The organism is bacterium, assembly GCA_022616075.1.
Classification (GTDB): domain Bacteria; phylum Acidobacteriota; class HRBIN11; order JAKEFK01; family JAKEFK01; genus JAKEFK01.
The window spans coordinates 1-21826 of sequence record JAKEFK010000157.1 but is presented as its reverse complement, the minus strand read 5'-3'; the positions used below and the strand labels follow the sequence as shown (position 1 = coordinate 21826).

Annotated in this window: 18 protein-coding genes; 15 read left to right on the top strand and 3 right to left on the bottom strand. The window is 48.8% G+C overall.

The window, feature by feature from the left end; translation table 11 throughout:
- The 15 genes from L0156_12605 to L0156_12535 form a co-directional block, all read left to right on the top strand.
- Nucleotides 1–1302, top strand: a 1302-nt coding sequence (locus L0156_12605; GenBank protein MCI0603840.1) for a dicarboxylate/amino acid:cation symporter, incomplete at its 5' end; no start/stop codon positions are given.
- The gene (gene pyrE / locus L0156_12600; protein ID MCI0603839.1) at nucleotides 1299–1886 is read left to right on the top strand and encodes an orotate phosphoribosyltransferase; all 588 of its coding nucleotides are present in this window, start codon (nucleotides 1299–1301) and stop codon (nucleotides 1884–1886) included. The genes L0156_12605 and pyrE, both read left to right, overlap by 4 nt.
- 2 nt (nucleotides 1887–1888) lie before the next feature.
- Nucleotides 1889–2650, top strand: coding sequence for a tRNA pseudouridine(38-40) synthase TruA (gene truA / locus L0156_12595; protein ID MCI0603838.1), 762 nt, complete (start codon nucleotides 1889–1891; stop codon nucleotides 2648–2650).
- Nucleotides 2651–2661: 11 nt separating this feature from the next.
- On the top strand, nucleotides 2662–3435 hold the full coding sequence (locus L0156_12590; protein ID MCI0603837.1) for an isoprenyl transferase: 774 nt from the start codon (nucleotides 2662–2664) through the stop codon (nucleotides 3433–3435).
- Between the two features lie 202 nt (nucleotides 3436–3637).
- Nucleotides 3638–4414 carry a phosphatidate cytidylyltransferase gene (locus tag L0156_12585; protein MCI0603836.1) on the top strand — a complete coding sequence of 259 codons (777 nt, stop codon included), beginning with the start codon at nucleotides 3638–3640 and terminating at the stop codon, nucleotides 4412–4414.
- Nucleotides 4415–4491: 77 nt separating this feature from the next.
- Nucleotides 4492–5652 (top strand): 1-deoxy-D-xylulose-5-phosphate reductoisomerase, encoded by a 1161-nt coding sequence (locus L0156_12580; GenBank protein ID MCI0603835.1) that lies wholly within the window; start codon nucleotides 4492–4494, stop codon nucleotides 5650–5652.
- 39 nt (nucleotides 5653–5691) lie between these two features.
- Nucleotides 5692–7029 (top strand): RIP metalloprotease RseP, encoded by a 1338-nt coding sequence (gene rseP, locus L0156_12575; protein MCI0603834.1) that lies wholly within the window; start codon nucleotides 5692–5694, stop codon nucleotides 7027–7029.
- Entirely contained in the window at nucleotides 7026–7484 is a 459-nt protein-coding gene (locus L0156_12570; protein MCI0603833.1) for a low molecular weight phosphotyrosine protein phosphatase, read from the top strand. Before rseP ends, L0156_12570 begins: the two co-directional genes overlap by 4 nt.
- 71 nt (nucleotides 7485–7555) lie before the next feature.
- The gene (locus L0156_12565; GenBank protein MCI0603832.1) at nucleotides 7556–8803 is read left to right on the top strand and encodes a PilT/PilU family type 4a pilus ATPase; all 1248 of its coding nucleotides are present in this window, start codon (nucleotides 7556–7558) and stop codon (nucleotides 8801–8803) included.
- A 117-nt stretch (nucleotides 8804–8920) separates the two neighbouring features.
- Nucleotides 8921–9706, top strand: coding sequence for a zinc-ribbon domain-containing protein (locus L0156_12560; GenBank protein MCI0603831.1), 786 nt, complete (start codon nucleotides 8921–8923; stop codon nucleotides 9704–9706).
- A gap of 149 nt (nucleotides 9707–9855) precedes the next feature.
- The gene (locus tag L0156_12555) at nucleotides 9856–11964 is read left to right on the top strand and encodes an ATP-binding protein (protein MCI0603830.1); all 2109 of its coding nucleotides are present in this window, start codon (nucleotides 9856–9858) and stop codon (nucleotides 11962–11964) included.
- Between the two features lie 36 nt (nucleotides 11965–12000).
- Nucleotides 12001–13380, top strand: a complete 1380-nt coding sequence (locus tag L0156_12550; protein MCI0603829.1) for a sigma-54 dependent transcriptional regulator — start codon at nucleotides 12001–12003, stop codon at nucleotides 13378–13380.
- On the top strand, nucleotides 13377–13952 hold the full coding sequence (locus L0156_12545; protein ID MCI0603828.1) for a YIP1 family protein: 576 nt from the start codon (nucleotides 13377–13379) through the stop codon (nucleotides 13950–13952). The genes L0156_12550 and L0156_12545 overlap by 4 nt, the downstream gene beginning before the upstream one ends.
- Nucleotides 13952–15541: a glycosyltransferase family 39 protein gene (locus tag L0156_12540; GenBank protein ID MCI0603827.1), complete on the top strand. Its 1590-nt coding sequence runs from the start codon at nucleotides 13952–13954 to the stop codon at nucleotides 15539–15541. Before L0156_12545 ends, L0156_12540 begins: the two co-directional genes overlap by 1 nt.
- A complete protein-coding gene (locus L0156_12535; protein ID MCI0603826.1) occupies nucleotides 15538–17196 on the top strand; it encodes an amidohydrolase in 1659 nt (552 codons plus the stop codon). Before L0156_12540 ends, L0156_12535 begins: the two co-directional genes overlap by 4 nt.
- 81 nt (nucleotides 17197–17277) lie before the next feature.
- Here L0156_12535 and L0156_12530 read toward each other — a convergent pair whose 3' ends face one another.
- The 3 genes from L0156_12530 to L0156_12520 form a co-directional block, all read right to left on the bottom strand.
- On the bottom strand, nucleotides 17278–20007 hold the full coding sequence (locus L0156_12530; protein MCI0603825.1) for a hypothetical protein: 2730 nt from the start codon (nucleotides 20005–20007) through the stop codon (nucleotides 17278–17280).
- Between the two features lie 11 nt (nucleotides 20008–20018).
- Nucleotides 20019–21002: a hypothetical protein gene (locus L0156_12525; protein ID MCI0603824.1), complete on the bottom strand. Its 984-nt coding sequence runs from the start codon at nucleotides 21000–21002 to the stop codon at nucleotides 20019–20021.
- Nucleotides 20999–21826: prohibitin family protein (locus tag L0156_12520; GenBank protein MCI0603823.1), on the bottom strand; the 828-nt coding region annotated here is incomplete at its 5' end. The genes L0156_12525 and L0156_12520, both read right to left, overlap by 4 nt.

The following is a 21826-nucleotide window of genomic DNA, read 5'->3' as shown; positions in this document are numbered from 1 at the left end:
GGTCTCGTGATTGGCGTAATTGCCGGATTGCTGGTAAACGCGTTTTTCCCGAAGGACATGCCGAATGGCCAGAGTTCTCAGATCGAATGGTTCATCAAGAATTTCACGGAGCCGGTCGGTCAGATTTTCTTGCGTTTGTTGTTGATGTCTGTGGTGCCGCTGGTTTTTTCTTCGCTGGTTGTTGGCGTAGCTGGAATCGGAGACATCCGCAAATTGGGGCGCATCGGTCTGAAAACATTCGCTTATACGATCATTTTATCCGGAATATCAGTTTTTATCGGAATCGCTGCCGTAAATCTGATACAACCGGGAAAGCGTGTGGATTCCTCAACCGCAACGGCCTTGCAGGAGCGTTACGGAAGCGATGCAAGCAAGCGCGTTCAAGATGTCCAGAAGACCGGCTCCACCGACTCTCCGTTTATGACTGCCGTGAAAACTGTGATTCCCAGCAATCCGGTTGCTGCCGTTGCCTCCGAAACGCCGAACATGCTCCATTTGATGGCGTTCGCGGTGATTCTAGGTATCGCGGTTACTTTAATCAGGCCGGATGTGGCTGCCCCCTTTATCGGAGCGCTCGATGGACTTTTCCATGCGTCCACAAAAATCATTGACCTGATTATGAAAGCAGCTCCCTATGCTGTGGCATGTTTGCTTTTTAACAATGTTGCGCGTTTTGGGATGGATTTACTTCAAGCGCTTGCGTGGTTTTTCTTCACTGTTCTTGCAGGTCTTGCGATCCACATGTTTATCATTTATTCGATTTCGATTTCAACATTGTCCCGCATTTCTCCTTTAGAATTTTTCAGGCGAATCAAAACCGTCATGCTCACAGCGTTTTCCACTTCTTCATCGAATGCCACGCTTCCTACTGCTTTGCGTGTTTCTGAATCAAATCTCGGTGTGCCGCGGGAGATCAATAGCTTTGTATTAACGATTGGCGCGACTGCAAACCAGAACGGCACTGCGCTCTACGAAGGGGTTACCGTGCTTTTTCTTGCGCAATTGTCAGGCATGGATCTCGCTGTCAGCACGCAAATTCTTGTTGCCTATCTTGCGATTCTTGGCGGTGTCGGGACTGCCGGCGTTCCTTCCGGTTCCATACCATTCATCATCGTTGTGCTCACGCAGATTGGAATCAATCCTTCCTTGATTGCGATCGTGCTTGGTCTGGACCGGATCCTGGATATGTGTAGAACAACCTTGAATGTTGTTGGCGATCTTACTGCCGCTACCTACGTCGCTCGATCTGAAGGATACGAGCTGTTAAAACCGCCAAAGCAAGTTGCTGCTCAAGCTGTATGAATTACGAAGATCAACTCCTGAATATTTTCCGCCGGAAGGAAGCGTACCTTGAAGGACATTTTCTGTTGAGCTCAGGGCTGCATTCTCAAAATTACATGCAGTGCGCAAAGATACTGCAATACCCTGACATTGCGGCCGAGCTGGGGCGCCGCATCCATGAGAAATTGTGGGACAATACTCCGGCTGTTGACCTCGTATTAAGTCCGGCATTAGGCGGAGTGATCATCGGACATGAAGTTGCCCGTGCTTACAACGTTCCGTTTCTCTTTTGCGAACGGGACGACAAAGTATTCAAATTGCGTAGAGGTTTTGAAATCAAGCCAGGACAGAATGTGGTCGTGGTAGAGGATGTAGTGACGACCGGTGGTTCCACAAAAGAAACGATTGCAGTTGCGGAAAAAGAGGGCGCCAAAATTGTTGGAATCGGGTCCATCGTAGATCGCAGTGTGAAGCCAATCGATTTTCCTGCTGTCTACGTCTCACTTTTAAAACTTCCGCTCGATCAGTTTCGCCCGGAGGATTGTCCGCTTTGCGCTGAAAACATACCGGTCGTAAAGCCAGGAAGCCGCCGCATCGCACCCTGAAAATGCCCCGCCTGAAAGCAGTAATCGCATACGATGGCACTGACTTCTACGGATGGCAAACGCAAAGGGAAGAGCCAACGATCCAGTCCACGTTGGAACAAGCGCTTGAGCAAATTTGTAGAAAACCTGTATCGGTGATGGGCGCAGGCCGCACGGACAGCGGAGTCCACGCGTTTGCTCAGGTTGCGCATTTTGATTGGGATCATTCTTTGTCACCGGACCGGCTGATTCTTGGAATCAACGCAATTGTTCCTTTCAGCATTCGAGTTCTTCAACTGGAAGAGGTTCACCCGGAATTTCATGCGCGGTTCGACGCAAAATCAAAACTTTATCTGTATCGAATTGACCGGAACCGGAATTTCGATCCGTTTCACTTCCGTTATTCCCTTCATTATTATTCACCGCTGGATTTGGACCTGCTCCATCAATGCGCGAAACTCCTGGAAGGGGAGCATGATTTCAAAGCATTTCAGGCCTCCGGCACAGATGTGGTCGGAACGCGGCGCACGGTATTTCAAGTGGAGATTTCTAATTCATTAGAATTTCCAACATTCTCAGCTCAAGGAAATTTTCTTATGTTTCGGTTTCATGCAACGGGATTCTTGCGGAAGATGATCAGATTCCTGACCGGCACCATGCTGGAGATTGGCTCGGGTCGCCGGCCTTTTGAACATTTGAGTCTGGCGCTGGAAACAGGAGATCGAGATTATGTGGGAGTTCCCGTAGCGGCCCGTGGTCTTTTCCTGGAGAAAGTGATTTATTAGAATGAGTCGAGATGAGCAAAGAGAGCGCTGAAGAACTTTACCGTCAAATTGATCTGGACCGGCTGCCGGGGCACGTCGCCGTCATTATGGATGGAAATGGCCGGTGGGCGAAGAGCCGTCACTTGCCGCGCGTTTCAGGACACCAGCAGGGAATTAAATCGGTTCGAGAAATCGTCGAAACTTCCGCGCGACTCGGACTTCAGGTCCTGACACTTTACGCTTTTTCCGTCGAAAACTGGAAGCGCCCCAAAACGGAAGTTGATACCCTGATGCGTTTGCTGCGAGAGTATTTGCACAAAGAACTTCGAACGTTGATGGAAAACAATATTCGTTTTCAGTGTATCGGACGATGGCAAGAGCTAGCCGATGAAGTGACGCAGGACCTGCAGTGGGGTATGGATGAGACGAGCAAGAATACGGGTCTTCTTTTTAATATTGCTCTGAATTATGGAGGCCGCACGGAACTTGTTGACGCTTTTCGAAAAATGTTCATTGAGATGAGAAGGGCTGGAGAAGATGCCGCGATGATCAGTGAAGAGAAGATCAGTCAACACCTGTACACCGCAGGCGTTCCCGATCCGGATCTGCTCATTCGAACCAGCGGTGAGCTTCGAATCAGCAATTTCCTCTTGTGGCAAATCGCTTATGCGGAAATCTGGGTAACCGATGTTCTATGGCCGGATTTCAGAAAACGACATTTGTATCAGGCCATCCTGGACTATCAAAAAAGAGAACGCCGCTACGGTGGTATTACGAAAACAGTAAACTACTCCGCAACGGAATGAATAAACAATGTAGCGCGGGCGTCTCGCCTGCGGGCACAGCCGGGACGCCCGAGACTGTCCGAAAAGTCCGAAGTTGGCGAGTTCTAGTGGGAGCGCGGGCATCCTTGCCCGCAAATCACTCGTCGAACTCCTTGGTTTTTGCGGACTGGAAGTCCGCGCTCCATCTGACTTTTCGGATAGTCCCGCCCGCGCTACTTTGCTTATGAAGCGTGTTCTAACAGCACTCATTTTAATTCCCGCTATTGTTTACATTGTTCAATTTGCGCCAGCCTTCGTTTGCATCGCTCTCATTTTTCTTGTGATGTTGTTGGCGTTGCAGGAATACTTATCGCTGGTGGATGTTCCGGTTACTTTTCGCATCGTCTCAAGTTTGATCGCCGCAATTGCAACACTGATCCATCTCTGGCCGCAGTTTTCTCTTGTGATGCTGCTCGGTGTGGTACTCCTGTTAACTCTCGCTCTCTTTCCCTCCCTGGAGATGGCCGCAGCCTTTCACGCAGCCATTTCCGGATTTTTCGGCGCCATCTATGTCGGAGGACTGATGGGGTTTCTCATCGCGATACGAATCTGGAACGGAGGCGAGGATTTTCTGATGATGCTACTTCTCATTATTTGGGCAGGGGATTCCTTTGCCTACTTTGCCGGCAAAAGTTTCGGACGGCACAAGTTATCTCCCACAGTCAGTCCAAACAAAACATGGGAAGGCGCCGTTGCAGGATTCGTTTTCGGCATCGCGGCGGCAATTATCTGTAAGTTCACTTTCATTCCGGAGCTTGAGCTGGTGAACGCAATCGGGTTGGGTGCGGTCGTTGGTATCGCCGGTCAGATTGGTGACCTCTGTGAATCGATCGTAAAACGGGCCGCAAAGGTGAAAGATTCCGGTGGAATTATTCCAGGACATGGCGGAATGCTCGATCGAGTGGACAGTTTGTTATTTGGAGCACCGGCAATGTATTATTACCTTTCCTTTTTTAGTTAAACCGCCAAGACGCAAAGTTCGCCAAGAAAAAGAAGAATAAGAAAGTTGGCGTTCTTGGCGCCTTGGCGGTTCAAAATATGAAAAGAATTTCGATCCTTGGTTCTACCGGTTCCATCGGTGTGAACGCCCTTGATGTCGTCAGACGACTTCAGGACCGATTTCAGATCATCGGGTTGGCGGCGGGAAAGAACGTAGAACTGCTACGACAGCAGGCGCTCGAGTTTCGCCCGAAAATTGTATCTGTTGCTGACAGCCGGGGAGCCATAGATTTGCGCTCCGAGCTGGAATCGCGCGGAATTCGCGTGGTTTGTGGTGAAGAAGGATCGGTCGAAGTGGCCACACATCCCGATACTGGAATCGTTTTGTCGGCGATGGTGGGAGCGAAGGGTTTTTTGCCGACTCTGAAAGCGATTTCATCGGGAAAAGATGTTGCACTGGCCAATAAAGAAACACTTGTCGTGGCAGGGCCGATCATTTCGAGGGAGGTGGCGCGCAAGAATACGCGGTTACTCCCGGTCGACAGTGAGCACTCGGCGATCTGGCAATGTTTGAACGGAGCTAAAAAGGATACGGTGCGCAAGCTGATTCTTACGGCGTCGGGCGGCCCTTTTTTGGAGAGGGACCTTTCCAGTTTTCATACGATTACGGTCAATCAGGCGCTAGCACATCCGAACTGGCGCATGGGACGTAAAATTACAATAGATTCTGCAACTCTGATGAACAAAGGGCTTGAGATGATTGAAGCGCATTACCTGTTTGATGAACCGCCGGAGAAGCTGGACGTGATCATTCATCCCCAGAGTGTGGTTCACTCTATGGTGGAATTCATCGATGGTTCCGTGATTGCACAGCTCGGGATTTCAGACATGAGAATGCCGATTCAGTTTGCGCTCAGCTATCCGGAGCGATGGGAAAACGACCTGCCCTCCATCAAACTGACGGAGATTCGAAAGCTGGAGTTTTTCGAACCTGATTTGCAAAAATTCCCGTGTTTGAAGCTGGCGCAACAGGCGCTGAATACCGGAGGAACCATGACGGCCGTGTTAAATGCGGCGAATGAAGTGGCGGTGGAAAGTTTTCTTGCAGAACGGATTCCTTTTAGTGGCATTTGTCATATCGTAGAATCCACAATGGAAAAACATAACCCGGTCGCCGATCCCTCTCTGGAGGATGTGTTACAGTCGGATCTCTGGGCAAGAACACGCGCGAGAGAATCGGTGGTTCATATGCAGACTTGACCGCTCAGAAATCCTATTATTTTCGATAAAGGTTAATTTATGGGGCAATTACTCTCTTTCTTGATTGTTATCGGGATCATTATTTTGATCCATGAGTTTGGTCATTTCAGCATGGCCAAGCTGTTTCGCATTCCTGTCGCCACTTTTTCATTAGGTTTTGGGCCAAGACTATTTGGTTTTCGCTACAGGGAAACGGAATACAAAGTCTCTGCAATCCCACTTGGTGGATACGTAAAAATACACGGAATGGAGGATCAAGAAGCCGCGCCGGACGATCCCAATTCTTTTTACAACCGGCCCCGCTATCAGAGATTCCTCGTGCTCTTTATGGGGGTCGGATTCAACTGGATCCTTGCCATTATTCTGATCACCGCAGCTTTAACAATCGGCTTGCCTGTATCGCAATCCGTGGACATGCCCAGCCGTATCGGCGCTGTGATTCAGGGAACTCCAGCGGACAAAGCCGGTTTGAAGGTCGGAGATTTGATTCTGGCGATTAACGGACAAGAAACACGCACGTGGGAAAAAGTTTCGCTGGCCACTTTGTTGCATCCCGACGAAACCATTGTTGTGCGGTACCAGCGGGGAAATCAAATCGCAGAAAAACATGTTACGGTTGGCCGCAATCCCAACAACAGTCTTGGATACCTGGGAATTCATCCTTCGTCAGACGTGATTGTTCTTGCTGTGACTCCGGACATGCCCGCTGCAAAGGCAGGATTAAAGAAAGATGATGTGATTCGCACAATCGACGGAATTGAGATTCATGGAAACGAGAGCACTACCGCAGCCGTTCAAAGGACCGGAGGCAAACCGCTAAAAGTTGTTGTGGAACGCCTGGAAGGCGGGAAAAAAGTTGTCAAAGAATTCGAAATTCAACCTGTTAAAGATGCGGCCTTGAAACGTTGGGTTCTCGGTTTTGCTCCAGGGGAGCCGACGAAGTTACGAAAACTTCCATTGGGAAGCGCGATGAAAGAGAGCATCCGAACATGCAGGGACCATCTGCGGCTCAATCTCTTCTTTATTTCCAGACTTATTCAAGGAAAGCTTTCCTTAAAGGCAACATCAGGTCCTTTTGAGATTGCCCGCTTGAGCGATGCAACGCGGCAGACCGGTTTTGTGGTGCTCCTTATGTTCATCGGGCAAATCAGCTTTGACATTGGAATCATTAATTTGCTGCCCATTCCTGCTTTGGACGGCGGACATATTTTCTTCTTGCTGGTGGAAGGAATCTTCCGCAGAGAAATCAGCGTAAAGATAAAGGAGCGGGTCACGATGGTCGGTTTCTTTTTCTTGATTTGCGTGATGGTCGTCGTGCTCTATTACGATGTGCTGAAAATATCTGCTGTGCAAAAACTGTTGGAAAATTTTCGATGAAGGTTCTTTTCATTTGTACGGCAAATGTTTGCCGGTCGCCACTGGCGGAAGGGTATTTAAAGCACCTTCTGTTGCAGCATCCCCTTCCGGATGTGGAAGTAGAGTCCGCCGGTGTGATAGCGCTGCGTGGTTTCTCTGCCTATGAATGTGCTATCGAAGTCGCTAATCAAAACGGCTTTGATTTAAACGGACACAAGGCGCGTCAGATTACAGCCGAAATGGCGAAAGCCGCGGATCAAATCCTGTGCATGGAAACATGGCAGGCGTCCCGTGTTCTGGATCTCAATCAGGAATTGATCCTTAAAACTGGGCTGTTGGGAAATTATCACCCGAGCGGAAAACGGTTGATGCAAATTCCCGATCCCCGCAACTTCACCGTTCCGGATACGCTGGTAGTCTTTGAGATGATTCGACATTCTGTAGCAGGACTGTATAAGAATCTCTCCCGTTTCTAGGGCAGGCCTTGTGCCTGCCCGTTAGGGCGACCACAAGGGTCGCCCCTACCGTGGTAAGATATTTCTAATCCATGATTGGCTTCGATCTAAACCGCATTCTCGAATTCATGCTCGGTTACCGTGAAAACGTCTCTGACTTGAATTTTTCGGTCGGCCGCTCTCCTCAGATTGAAGTGGACGGCTCATTGATTTCCGTTCCCATCAAAGGTGTGGAGAAGCTCAGCCCGTATCAAACTGAGATCATCGCGCTTACTTTGATGGGAAACGACCGGGAAATCATCCGAAAGCTCGTCATGAGCGGTTCGACGGATCTTTCCTATGCATTGCCGGGAGTGACCAGATTTCGGGTCAATATTTTCCATCAAAGGGGCACACTCGGCGTGGTGATGAGGGTCATTCCTTCAACCGTCCCTTCCATTGAGAGTTTGAATCTGCCGACGGCCCTTTATGAGGTGGCTGCAGAGAAAACGGGGATTGTTCTAGTGACCGGTCCGACCGGCAGTGGAAAATCGACCACGCTGGCGACACTCATCAACGAAATCAACCTGAAACATGCATACCATATTGTAACGATCGAAGATCCCATCGAATACATGCACCAGCATCGCTTGAGCACAATCAATCAGCGGGAGCTTGGATCGGATACCACGACGTTCGCGATGGCCTTGCGTGCGGCTTTGCGGCAGGCGCCCAAGGTGATTCTGGTGGGTGAAATGCGCGATCAGGAAACTACGGAGATAGCCCTGGAAGCCGCGGAAACGGGACATCTTGTTCTCAGCACACTTCACACGATTGATGCTTCCAAAACAATCGACCGCATTATCGGAATCTTCCCGAAGTCCGATGAGCAACAGATTCGAATCCGGTTTGCTCAAAGTTTCAAGTGGGTAATTTCGCAGCGGCTCATTCCCAAAGAAAAAGGGGGCCGCGTTGCAATTTTTGAAATCTTGAAATCGACTCAAAGAACCCGTGACTATGTCATTAAAGGGGAACTGGAAGGACGTTCACTGCTGGATGCGATGATTGATGGTTCCCTTGAAGGAATGCAAACCTTTGATCGCGAGCTGGAAAAGGCGGTCAAAAAGGGAATCTTGACCGAACAGACTGCGCTTACTTATGCAACCAATCCGGGAAACTTGAAACTGCAGCTGGAAGGACTTTCAACCGGTGAAGGAGTGGATCTTTCAACAGTGCTGGATCGTGGATCTCAGCCCTCAGCCCCCACTGGCAAAATGGAGCCGGTGCCCCCGAGGGTGGAAAGGAAATCTGAAGTCAGACCGAAACCAAAAGAGACCAAGTTGCCTGATTGGATGGAGTGAGAATAAATCGTGGATCTTAATCGTAATCGTGATCTTAAATCATTATCATGAATCATGACTAAGATTAAGATTGCGATTAAGATTACGATCACGATCCACGATTAGTGAGAGAAGCCGATGGTTCTAGTTTGTCCCGGTTGCAAAAACAAAATCACGCTGGATGATGGCACTCTTCCTGTTGGAATTTTCAAAGTTCGCTGCACCGGCTGCGGAAGATCGATAACAGCCCAGTACAAAGATGATGAACCTGAACCTCCACCTGCGCCTGCGGCCGCGCCTCAGCCACCCGGATCGGAGGTAACAGAAAAGGCGAAGTCAGCGAGGACATCTTCGGAAACAACGGATGTTTCACCGGCTGTGCAAGCATTTGTCAAGGATCAGCTTGGCGTTGCAAAAAAAGAGATTCTTGATGCGATTCAAGCTTTGTTTCATGGCGCAAAGATCGGCCCAAGCGATAGTGTCGAAGAATCGATGAGTTCAAACAGAGCTTTAATTTGTTCCGCTGATGCTACGGTGGCTGATGCTCTGGCAACGACGTTAAAGGGCATGGGATATCAACCGGAATCCTGTTCATCGGCCATGGAGAGTTTAAAGACTGTCCATAGCTCGTATGGAATCATTGTTGTGGATCCGGTCTTTCCGGATGATCCCGAAGCAGGCAAGAAATTGATTGGGAAGATCAATGCAAAGAAGGCGGTCGATCGGCGTCAAACCTTCCTTGTTTTGATTTCATCAACGCAAAAAACGCTCGATGGCAATTCGGCATTTTTCAGCGGAGTAAACCTGATTCTGAATAAGTCAGACCTGGACGATTTTGAAATGACCGTCCGGCAGGGCCAAAAAGATTACCATCACTTATATTCCACTTTTCGGCTTATCTTCGAAGAAAAGCAGAATTCTTGAACTCAGATGGAGCGCGGACTTCCAGGCCGCAAAAATCCGGAATCTCGACGAGCCTTGGCGGGCAGAGATGCCAGCGCTCTCATCAGGAAAGCTTCGATTGTCTTTCCCGAAGGTCGACGTCTGCGCTCGCCGTCGTATAATTTCCTGAGATGCTTTTTCAGCTTGTACCCCTGTTTGGCTATCTTGTTGGCTCAGCTTTGCACGCCCTGATTGCGACTCTGGTCATGGTGCGCAAGGAAAAGCGGCCCAGCGAACGAATCTTCTTGATTCTGGTAATCTCACTGGGTGTCTGGCACTCAGGAAACCTGATTGCCTGGGTTCTGCAAGGACTGGCCCATGGCGAGTGGCTTTTGTTTTCCCATCTTGCCAGAGCCATCGCATTTCTGGGATTGGCTACACTTCCGCCTCTGCTCGTTCATACGCATATTGCTTTCTTAAACGATTCCGGCTCCCCGTTTTTGACCCGAAGAATGCAAAATCTACTGCTCGCGCTTTTCTATCTGCCGTTATTGTGGTTCGTCAATCCTTTATACTTGATGTTCATTTCATCGACTGTCATATCGGTGCAGGCGCTCACTCCTTACATGCTCCTGTACGTTTCCTGGTTTGTGATCTCTTTACTTCTTTCCGCCGCGATTGATATCCGGCTGGCTCGCATACAGGAAGATGAACCATTCATACACTTCTACAGAGTTTTAGGAACAACACTCCTGTTCATCGCCGTCCTCACAACTTTTACATACATCCTGCGAGGACGCGACTTTCCACAACTCCGCGGGTATTTGGAGATGCTCAGCATCGCCGCCTCGATTGTGCCCAGCACTGTCCTAGCGTATTTCATCTATCGATACAACTTCCTGGAGCTTGTGATCCGCAGATCTTTCTTTGTAATCACTCTTTCGGTTGTGATTTTTGGAATGTATTTTCTGGGCGTCCGGCGGCTCTCCGTCTTTCTCGGTTCTTACTTCGACATCGTGCCGGGACTCTTTGAAGCGATTTCAATTTTAGCCATCGTTGTGACGTTTCCGATTTACAAGAAATGGCTGCAAAAAAGAGTGAATCAAGTCTTCTTTCGTGAGTTCGGCTACTATCATCAACTGTTCAATGAGCTGGAACAAAGCATCAATTCTATTTTTGGTGTGCAACCTTTGGTGGACTATATCCAGAAAACGGTTTCGAAAGTTTTGTTTCTGGACTTTGTGAACTTGAGCATTTTTGATATTCGAGAAGGAAAAATAAAGTTCCGGGCCACGACTTTTCCCGAGTTACCGGTGATCGATTCGATTGTAAAGAAAATCGAACAGGACCGGTCCAGGCTCCTTCGCCTGGAAGATGTAAAGGAAACAGACGTGCAGACTGAAATAAAAAATCTCAACGCTATTTTCATCATTCCCGTGCGCCATAAAGGGACCTTGATGGGAATTTTCTCGTTTAAAGCGAAACCTCCCAGGCGCCCGATTCTTACTCAGGAACTCGAAATGCTTCAATCGCTCGCAGCACAAACGGCGATGTCTGTTTCTTCGGCTCTATTGATGGAAGAAAAATTGGAGTTAGAGCGAGCCATGGCAAGAAAGGAACGTTTGGCTTCCATCGGTCAAATGGCGGCGACTCTTGCCCACGAGATCAAGAATCCGTTGAGTTCCATCAAGAGCATCACACAATCCCTGGAAGAGCAGATTGTGGATTCTGAAATCAAACAGGACCTGGGTGTCGTGGTGCATGAAGTGGATCGTTTGAACCATTCTGTAAACCAGCTTTTGAGTTTTGCGCGGTCTTCCTCTCAGGATGTTGGAGACATTCCGCTGGTGGCAACGATGGAACACGTAATACGGATTCTTCAAAACGAATGCAAAGCGCAAAATGTCACGATCCAGCACCGTTATAACGGAAACATTCCGGCCGTTTTTGGGAGCTCTTTCGGTTTACAGGACATCTTTCTGAATCTGCTTCTCAACGCTTTGCAGGCGATGCCATCCGGTGGTGAAATAGACGTTGGCTATCAAGTGCGTGGAAATCTGGTAGAGGTGATCATTTCAGATAGCGGTCCAGGAATTCGTCCCGATCTGATCAGTCGCATTTTTGATCCTTTTTTTACGACGAAACAGAAAGGGACCGGTCTTGGATTGGCGGTGGTAAAACAGAAGCTTGCCGAATTCGGCGCGGATATCGATGTAACGAATTTGAAACCGCACGGATCTCAATTTACTCTTAGTTTTTTAACAGAAGAACGCAAAGACCGCGAAGAGAAAATACCATAAACCTTTGCGTGCTTTGCGATCTTCTGTTCAAAAATTATGGAAAAGCCATTGTTGTTGATTGTGGATGACGAACCGGCGTCCCGTTACGGGATCAGGAAAGCGCTGGCGCAGTTTCGGTTTTCCGTTCAGGAAGCGGGAGATGGAAAAGAGGCGCTGGATAAGATCCAACAGCTTCTGCCGGATCTTGTCATCCTGGATGTCAACCTGCCCGAGATGGATGGACTCTCTGTGCTTTCGCAGGTGCATCGCGAGAATTCTGTTCCGCTTGTGATCGTGATTACCGCATACGGTTCTGAAAAGATCGCAGTAGAAGCGATGAAGAGAGGAGCGTACGATTACGTTTCCAAGCCGTACGATATCGATGAGCTACGCCTGGTTGTGTCGCGCGCGATGGAGTCTCTGCATTTAAAACAGGAGAATCTGGAATTACGAAAAGAGCTCGAACGGCGGTCCGGTTTTGGTCCGATTCTCGGGCAAACTGTTGCAATGCGAAAAGTCTTCGACATGATGGAAAAAGTGAGTTTGAGCGACATCACTGTTCTGATTCATGGAGAGAGCGGGACCGGAAAGGAGCTTGTGGCTCGGGAAATACATCGCAGGAGCTCCCGGCACAATAAACCGTTCATTACGATGAACTGCGCGGCATTGCCGGAGAATTTGATTGAGAGCGAATTGTTCGGTCATGAGAGAGGCGCATTCACCGGCGCGGTGCGTCAACGAAAGGGAAAATTTGAGCTGGCTCATGAGGGAACGATTTTTCTTGATGAAATCGGCGATATGAGTCTCAACACTCAATCCAAGATTTTGCGAATTCTGCAGGAAAGGAAGTTTGAGCGATTGGGTGGCGATGAAACTCGTGAAGCGGATGTGCGAATCTTATCAGCTACCCACAAAGATCTCATGGCTGAGATCCAGAATGGAAATTTTCGAAGCGACCTGTACTATCGTTTGCAAGTGATCGACATAGAAATTCCTCCCTTGCGCGAGCGCAATGAAGATATCCCGCTTCTGGTGGAGCATTATCTTGGTGTGTTCTCTGAAAAACACAACAAGAAAGTGGAAGGGATGGAGCCGGAAGCGGTCCGGTTGATGCTCCGCTATCACTGGCCGGGAAATGTCCGTCAGCTGGTCAACATTCTGGAAAGGGCGGTCGTGCTCGCAGCCGGGCCTGTGCTGCGAAAGGAAGATCTTCCGAATGAGCTGGAGCTTCCTTCCGGATTCACGGACAGTTTTCTGGATGACCTCATGCATCTGCCTTTTAAGCAGGCTAAGGAAAAAATTGTGAGCAGCTTTATGAAAGAATATTTAACCAGAAGGTTAAATGACAATGACGGAAATATCAGTCATACGGCTGCGGAGCTGGGAATTCGAAGGCAGAGCCTGCAGACGATGCTGCGAAGACTGGGGATTAAATGAAACGGGGAATCGATTCGTTTGCGCGGACCAGCATGCGGGTATTGCAGGAGCAGGAAGATTTCTGGTACGGATCATTGCAAACCGGGCTTCCTGAGCTGCTGCGGTACTCCTTCGCTCTTGGTTTTTTCCCTTTCGCGGGCTACCTCTTTTCTTACACCGTTCGTGGAACGATCTGGAACGTGTGGCCCTTCGTTCAAACAACACTGGATGTGGGAAGCGGTCTTGTTTTTGCGGGTATGCAGTGGATTCTTTTTGGCATTTTTCCAGTTTTAAGTTCGCTCGTTCTGGAAATCGTTCTTGCAAGAACCAGGCAGCCTGTTGACTTCGAACAACTTTTGACGATCAGCACCTACTCAATGACACCGCTCTCGCTGGCCGGCTTGTTTGCGGGAGTTCCTTTTCTGGATCGCATTTGCGCGACTCTGGGATTTGCGACATTTCTTTTCCTTATTTATTACGGATTCCGGTACGCATTGAATTTTACAATCATGCGGTCGGCGTTCCGTACGTTCCTCTTTCTTGTTCTATTTGCATTGATCCGGCAAATGTTCGTATTCGCCATCGGATATTAGTGAAGAAGGACGTTTCGATACATTTTCTGCTCCTGCTGTTGATCACCTTTGGATTCCGGATGGTTCAACTGGAAGCAGATCCGCCATCCGATTTCAGCTGGAGCGGCGGCTACTTCGCTGATGAAGGTTTCTGGAGTCACAATGCAAGAAATGCCGCGCTGTTCGGCAATCCGGTTTTAGATGAATGGGATGCGCGCATCGTCAGCCCGGTGTTTGCGCGCGTTCAGCAGTTTTTGTTCAACCTCTTTGGCGTAGGATTCATTCAGGTCCGCTTGATCGGAGTGATTTCTTCTCTTCTGATCGCGGCCGCTTCTTTTATGCTCTTCCGTTCTCAACTGGATCAGCAGACCTCTTTTTTCTTTTCTATTTTGGTTTCTTTGAACTATCCGATGATGGTGCTGGGGAGACAGGGAATTCTGGATCCTTTTGCCGCAGCCTTTTGCTTGCTTGCTCTCGCGCTGGCTCTGAGCGGTTCGCCTGTTTCCAGTTTTGTTGCCGGTATTTTCCTGATGATTTCGTGCGTCACCAAATATCTGATGATTTATGCGCTTGTTCCTTTTGTCTTTGTGCTTTGGAATTCCCGGCAGCATATTCCGTTTCTCGCGGGACTCGGGGTCAGCTTTTTGATCTGGTTGTTTTTGAATTATCTTCCTCACCGGGATCTGTTGAGCGCATACAGCGCTTACTATGCTTCGCAACAGAGCTGGCAGATTGCAGCAGTGGCGAAGAACGTTCTTGAGCAACCGTTTTATCTGTATTTTGTGAAAACTCCCGCGATTCTGTGTCTCGGAAATTTAGCGCTCTGGTTCTTGTTGGTTCGGTTTAAAAATTCGGAGAAACTGGAAAAAGTTTTTTTTCTCTGGTTGCTGAGCGGAATCCTTTTCTTTGCTTTGTGGAAATACCGGCCGTTCCGTTATTATACTTCGTTGATTCCTCCGCTCGTTGCGATGGCGGGATTTGCACTCATCCGGTTAAAAGATGTAAGTGACGCAATCCGGTCAACCAGAATCCGCTTGCTGATCTTTGTGGGGATTCTTCTGCCGGTTCTGCAATTGAGTTTTGTCCTTGTGGATCGCATCGCAAATTGGAATGTTGTCCCGCGGCAGCTCGGAATACATTCCATGGATGCGGTTTTGCTGATTTTACTGAGCGGTTTGATGATCTGGAGCTTGAATGCCGGTGGTAAACGCTTGAAATACGTAGCCTGGGCTTTTGTTGCAGTTTTCCTTTTGTCCGATCTTAGAAATTATCTGAACTGGATGCTCAAACCTGAGTACTCGGCGGTGCAGATTTCCAGGGATCTTGAGAATCGAGCACCAAAAGGAATTGTCACCGGTCAGTGGGCGCCTGAATTGTGTCTGGGAAACAATCTTCACGCGATTCCAGTGTGGCAAGGTTTTGTGAACTCGAGCAACCCTTTCCAGAGATTCGGCATCACACACGTGTTGCAATGGAAATACCCGCTGGGAGGTGAGAAATTTGAACAATGGTTTCCGGAGGATTTCCAAAATTTTCATTTCGTTACAAAATACCGTATTAAAGACTCCGATCTAATTTTGTATGAACGAAAAAGGGAGGATTCAAAATGAATCGAATCACCGCATTCATTTTTTGTTTGTGTTTGCTTGGAGCAAGCGTCTGGGTCAATTCTGAAGAGGCGCCAGCAGATCTCATATTGACCAATGGCACGGTTATCACAATGGACCCTGCGTTACCAAAAGCGGAAGCGATAGCGGTGCGCGGAGACAGAATCGTCTGGCTTGGAGACGAATCAGAGATCAGTAAATGGTTTGGACGAAATACGAGAGTCATCGGTTTGAAAGGAGCTTTCGTTTTCCCGGGTCTGATTGACAGTCATGCTCATGTCACGGGATTGGGAAATGCGCGCGTGTCAATCGATCTTGTGGGCACTGCCAATCTGGATGCCGTTTTGGAAAAGGTGAAAGAGCAGGTTGCGAAGACGGCGCCGGGGCAATGGGTGCAGGGCAGAGGCTGGGACCAAAATGATTGGCCGGACAAAAAGTTTCCAGGCGCATCCGATCTGGATCGAGTTGCGCCGGATCATCCTGTTTTCTTGGAACGCATTGATGGACACGCGGGCTGGGTCAATACACAAGCGTTGAAGCTGGGTGGAGTAACAGCCGCGACAAAGGATCCGGAAGGAGGAAAGATCCATCGGGATGCAAAAGGAAATCCAACGGGAATCCTTGTAGATACAGCAATGGATCTGGTTGCCTCCAAAATGAAAGCCTTATCGCAGGAAGAATTGATCGAACGAACCAAACTTGCTGCGCAGGATGCATTGAGCAAGGGAATCACCATGATTCACGATGCGGGTTCCTCGAAGAATGATATTGATGCATGGAAAGTGATGGCGCAGAAGAAGGAGTTGCGCGTTCGCATTTATTCGATGGTCGCAATGCCCAGCACTTTCGGGGAAGAATATTTGAAGAAGAAGCCGCAGCAGTTTGATCCGTACCTGGATATTCGTAGCATGAAGCTTGTTGTAGACGGCGCGATGGGATCGCGGGGCGCGGCAATGCTCGAACCATATGTCGATGATCCTGGTAATACCGGTTTGTTGATGTGGAAAGAGGCGGACCTGATGCGCGTGCTTCATGCTGCGAAAGCTTCCGGCATTCAGGTGGGGATTCATGCGATCGGGAACAGAGCGAACCGGATGATCCTGGATGCTTATGAAAAAGCGGGCGTAAAAGGACTGCGCTGGAGGATCGAACACGCCCAGCTACTTTCAAGTCAGGATATTCCGCGTTTTGCAAAAATCGATGTGATTGCTTCGATGCAACCGATCCATGCAACATCCGATATGCCCTGGTTTGCAGATCGCGTTGGGAAGGAACGCACAAAAGCAGGCGCCTATGTGTGGCGCAGTCTGCTAAATAACAAAACAATCATTGCAGGCGGTTCCGATGCGCCCGTGGAAGACATTAATCCGCTGTGGGGCCTTTATGCTGCGATCACCCGCCAGGATCATAAAGGAAAACCGGACGGAGGATGGCTTCCCGAACAACGAGTAAGCCGGGAAGAAGCCATTCGGATGTTTACACTGGATGCAGCCTATGCGGCATTTCGTGAAAAGGACTTAGGAACACTCACAACAGGCAAACTCGCAGACATGATCGTTTTGCCGGAAAACCTGTTAACCTGCGATCCGAAAGCGCTGATCGATATGAAAGTGCTGTACACCGTTGTGGGTGGTCAGGTGCGTCATCAGGGAAAATAAATAAACCGCCAAGGCGCCAAGACGCCATGTTCGGAAAATATCTTAATATTTCTTGGCGCCTTGGCGTCTTGGCGGTTCATCTTACATGCTTGGGCCGAAGAGCACACCGTTGAAGAAGAGTTTGTCGAGGCCTTCCCAGTAAGCGCGAAACGTCGGATCTTCGGCAAAAAGAATCACGTGACCACTGCCGAGCGACTCCTCCATCAGATAGACTTTGTTTTCCAGTCTCTGGCGGCTTATGTCCCAGATCAATCCGGACATTTTCAAACGATCTGCAGCGGGATAGGAAGCGACAGGTTTTACTCCTGCAGGAGCTTCTAATACGTTAGAGGAATACAAAAACACTGGAATTTCTTCAGAACGGTAACCAAAAGTTAAAAAATGTTTTAGATTTAATTTTGCTCGCCCGATTGCGCCCGGAATGACGTCCGGTTTTTCTGTTTCTTCCTCCGGTTCTTTTTCCTGTTCTCCTTCTGCTTTCTTTTCTTCAACCGGCTCTTTTGAATCTTTTTTGAATTTCTGAATCCGTTTCACAGACGTCAGCTCGCCGTTCTCCGCAATAAAAGCGGCTGCGCTTCCAACAGCGATCACCGTGCCTCCTTCCTGTACCCAGTTTTTCAACGTCTTGATCCCCTCATCCCCCACGATTGCCTGATAACTGGAAATCCCCCCTTCATCCGGAAGAATCACCACATTGTAATCCTTCAATTTCACATCATTGAGCATGGTTGTAGGCAAGGCGGTAAACGGGAATTGATAGCGTTGCTCAAAAAGATACAGGATGGCGCCATAGGAGGTTGGGTCTGTGGGCATTTGCGTTAATACAGCGACTTTCGGACGTTCCACAAAATAGACATCGTTACTGCCGAGATCTGGTCCTTCTTCGGTCCAGGCTGTGTTCGTTCCCTCAAAGCGAAGTCCCGTTGTTTTGGAAACCTGCTGCAATTGAGAAGCAAGGCCGGAAGGCTGATCACTGATCTTGATGATCAAGGAACCCGCATTGTATTTTCGTTGTTGGAGTGTGAAAGGTTTTGTTGTGAAATAAACCCGAACATTTCGTTGCAGTAGCTCCTGTGCCGCCTGAATCACTTCATTGGAATCGTAATTGAGAAGATAGGCATAAGTGGCATCGGGAATCGCAGGATTTTCTTGCGGTACGGTTTGTATCAATTCCGCGCCAGCGGGTGCCGGTTCCGTAGACCAGTAAGCATCCAGATTATAGGCAAGTGGCAAAGACCAAGCGCTGATGTCGTAAAACTCCGAAGGCTCCTTATCCTTTCGACGTTGTTCTTCCTCTTCCAAAAACTTTTTGTCTGGCAGAGTTTCTTTATCAAACAACGAGCGCAGCAATCGTTTCAACGGCTGTTCCAATGAAATGACGTAGTCCCCCTTACGAAAACTGTGAGTAGACATTCCTTCCGAATAGTAACCGTAAGCCTCCACTTTAAAATCGTTCTGAAGTTGCCGCACTTCCACACCTTGCCAGATCAACTTTTCCACAAGACGGTCGGCTTGATTTGGATCCGTGGATCTACGGATCAAATATTGACGAATCGGTCCGATTTTTCCTTCCTCAATTGCCGATTCGCGAAAACGGTAAAAGTCCCGGAGCCTCGCTTCACGGTTTGTTGCTGCGAGCTTGCATGTGGCAAGAGTGGAAAGAAAATGGTGCCAGATCGCGTCATGATAGTGGACGACTTTTTCGTCATAGCGTTTTCGAATCAGCCCTCGAACACTCGCCTGCTCAAATGTTCCGGAAAGAGCGCCGTTGTAAGTTGGCCAGCTGTCGCCGTAACCGGGATACCAGAAATCAAAACGTTCCTGCGTGAAGTATTCAACGCGATGGCGATCAAATTCGCCGGACACGGCTTTGCCGAGTTTGTTCCACCACTCAACCATGTTCGGGGGTATATGAGGATTGTGAGGAACAGTTGGTGGTGGAAAGAAATAAGAGCTATCTTCACTCATTTCGTGAACGTCGATGAAAATCTGCGGATGGTATTGTTGATAGGCTTTGATTCGCGCGAGTGTTTCTTTTTGTGATAGAACCGTCCAGTCGCGGTTCATATCAAAAAGGTAGTGATTGTATCGCCCGCCCGGCCACGTCTGATTGTGTTCGGCTGCATTCGGATCGGAATTCGGTGTTACGCCAACTGTGGAGTAAAAATAACTGATAAAACGTTCCCTTCCATCGGGATTCTCCATCGGATCGATGAGAATCACGCAATTGCGAAGAATCTCTTGCGTCTCGGCATCGGTGCCTGCAACCAGGTAGTATGCGAGAGCAAGCGCGGTTTCGGCTCCCGAATGTTCTGCGCCATGCACGGAATAACTCAAGCAAACAAATACCGGGTTTTTCTGAATGATCTCATTCGCTTCGCCTGCGGAAGACTTTCGCGGATCAGCGAGTTTCAAATTGGCCTGCCGGAGTTCTTCCAGTCGGGACATATTTTCCGGAGAGCTGATGATCAGATAGTACAGGGCCCTTCCTTCATAAGTTTCACCAATCTTTTGCACTTTGATTTTCGGCGATGATTTTGCGAGCGCGTTCATGTACTGCTCCATCGCGCTGTGACGGGTGATCTGTTCTCCAAAGTCATAACCCAGAACAGAACGAATCGTGGGAATGGCGGGATCAAACGTCTTTCCTGTTCGGTTGAGTACCGGCGTGGAATCCGCCAGGGCAGTAGAAAAGAAACCACAGATGGACACAGATAAACACAGATACTTTAAGCGATGTAGCGCGGACGTCTCGTCTGCGCGAGCTTGCAGGCGGGACGCCCGCACTACTTTGCTTAAGAGTTGCTTCATTTTGGGATGAGTCACCTGGTCCCAATTATAACGTGTGGAAAAACTGAGCGTGCTTCTTTTAAGAAGAGATGTTCCAATCCCGCATAGCGTCTCGAAAAATGAAACAGGTGGAGCTGCTTCACTTTTGCTTCCCGCGCAATGGAGGCGGCCTGAACTGTAGTAAGATGATGCGTTTTTGCGGCGCGGTCTTCATCGCTTTTCAAGAAAGAGGATTCACAAAACAGGTGATCACTGTTTTCAGCGAGATCAATCATTTTTCTGAAATTCTCTTCATGAAATACAGCATCCGTTATATAGGTGATTGCATAACCCGGCGCAAAGTAGAGCAATTGTTTTCGTAATTCAACCACGTCTCGTTGTTGTCCATCTATAGAAATAGTACCGCTTTCACGCTCCTTAACTTCTTTTACCCAGGGTCCGGGCTTCCATCCTGATTTTTGAAGAGCTTCTTCATTGACTCTCCATTGATCGCGAGTGAAGATCCGGTAAGCGAAAGAGCGAATACTGAGATGTTGCAGTGAAACGAAGCGAAAGGTCCATTCCTTGCGGGTATCAATCACGGGCCGCTCCGGTTCAACTTCTTTGAGCTGATATTTTTCCTGCGGGTGAAGCTCGAAGGTTCGCAATGGTTCCAGTTCCGTCACGCGAAATTTTAAATAAACGGTTTCCGCGAGATTCCAAACATAACCGTGGATCTTGTGGAACACATGTTCGGCCATGCCTTCAGGGCCCAGGATATGCAAAGTGTTTTTGCTGCCGAGATGCACGCGCATCCAGGAGTCAAATCCAATGAAATGATCCAGGTGTGTGTGAGAAAGAAACAGAAAACGGGTGCGCAATAAGCGGGCATGTCCCAGATGCTGATTTCCGCAGTCGACCAAAAAGGAATAAGGAAGATTCAGGGGCTCTATATATAGAGATGGATCACCTGTCGCCCCGGCTCCCAACGCAAAAGTCGCCCGCTGCGTTGCGGTTTTCGTTTCCGACTTATTCACTTCTTCAACAGGTCACCGAGACTCAGAATCGATTTGCCATCTGTGATAATCGTGGTAACTCCCGGGGTGATCTTTTGAACGTATTCATATTGAATCAGTGCGGGATTACTCGCCAGCGCTTCTCCTTTTAATCGGATCGATTCCGCCTCGCCTTGCGCTTCAATGATTTTTCGTTCTTTTTCCTGCCGTTCCCGCTCCAATATGTACTGCATCCGCTGCGCTTCCTGTTGGGCGATCTGTTTTTGTTCAATCGCTTTCTGGAACTCTGCGGAGAAAGTCACTCTGCGAATCAAAACTTCATCCAGAGCAAGGTAATTGGTTCGAAGCCTCGGCTCTAATTCTTTGAAGGATCTGTTTTGAATTTCAATCCGTTTTTCCGTGTACACTTCCGTCACCGGATAGGCCGACACCGCGAGCCGCACCACATTTCTAACGTGAGGCCGCACCACTTTGTCTATATAACCGACTCCAATGTTTTGATGGAGTTCCGCCAATTTCGATTTGTCAATATGAAAACGAACGGTTACATCCAGCTTTACAACCTGTCCGTCCTTCGTCAAACCTTCCAGCGCATCGTCACCCTTTGTTTCGCCTTCTCCATAAGTTGCGCTCATTGTGTAAGTCTGTACGCGTCCATCGTAAATGATCGCGGTTTGCAATCCCGGAAGAAGAATATGCGTTCCCTGATCGCGCGAAGAAACACCGCCGGTCAATTTGCTGAACACGACCGCTAAATACCCGGCATCAACAACCAGAACCGTGTTGACGAGTATGACGATCGCAACAATGGCCAGCGCTATGATTACAATAAGTCTTGGTTTCAT

What these genes read in the sequence shown, in the direction of transcription:
- pyrE (MCI0603839.1), top strand. Translation starts at nt 1,299, where the DNA reads ATGAATTACGAAGATCAACTCCTGAATATTTTCCGCCGGAAGGAAGCG.
- truA (MCI0603838.1), top strand. Translation starts at nt 1,889, where the DNA reads ATGCCCCGCCTGAAAGCAGTAATCGCATACGATGGCACTGACTTCTAC.
- L0156_12590 (MCI0603837.1), top strand. Translation starts at nt 2,662, where the DNA reads ATGAGCAAAGAGAGCGCTGAAGAACTTTACCGTCAAATTGATCTGGAC.
- L0156_12585 (MCI0603836.1), top strand. Translation starts at nt 3,638, where the DNA reads ATGAAGCGTGTTCTAACAGCACTCATTTTAATTCCCGCTATTGTTTAC.
- L0156_12580 (MCI0603835.1), top strand. Translation starts at nt 4,492, where the DNA reads ATGAAAAGAATTTCGATCCTTGGTTCTACCGGTTCCATCGGTGTGAAC.
- rseP (MCI0603834.1), top strand. Translation starts at nt 5,692, where the DNA reads ATGGGGCAATTACTCTCTTTCTTGATTGTTATCGGGATCATTATTTTG.
- L0156_12570 (MCI0603833.1), top strand. Translation starts at nt 7,026, where the DNA reads ATGAAGGTTCTTTTCATTTGTACGGCAAATGTTTGCCGGTCGCCACTG.
- L0156_12565 (MCI0603832.1), top strand. Translation starts at nt 7,556, where the DNA reads ATGATTGGCTTCGATCTAAACCGCATTCTCGAATTCATGCTCGGTTAC.
- L0156_12560 (MCI0603831.1), top strand. Translation starts at nt 8,921, where the DNA reads ATGGTTCTAGTTTGTCCCGGTTGCAAAAACAAAATCACGCTGGATGAT.
- L0156_12555 (MCI0603830.1), top strand. Translation starts at nt 9,856, where the DNA reads ATGCTTTTTCAGCTTGTACCCCTGTTTGGCTATCTTGTTGGCTCAGCT.
- L0156_12550 (MCI0603829.1), top strand. Translation starts at nt 12,001, where the DNA reads ATGGAAAAGCCATTGTTGTTGATTGTGGATGACGAACCGGCGTCCCGT.
- L0156_12545 (MCI0603828.1), top strand. Translation starts at nt 13,377, where the DNA reads ATGAAACGGGGAATCGATTCGTTTGCGCGGACCAGCATGCGGGTATTG.
- L0156_12535 (MCI0603826.1), top strand. Translation starts at nt 15,538, where the DNA reads ATGAATCGAATCACCGCATTCATTTTTTGTTTGTGTTTGCTTGGAGCA.
- L0156_12530 (MCI0603825.1), bottom strand. Translation starts at nt 20,007, where the DNA reads ATGAAGCAACTCTTAAGCAAAGTAGTGCGGGCGTCCCGCCTGCAAGCT.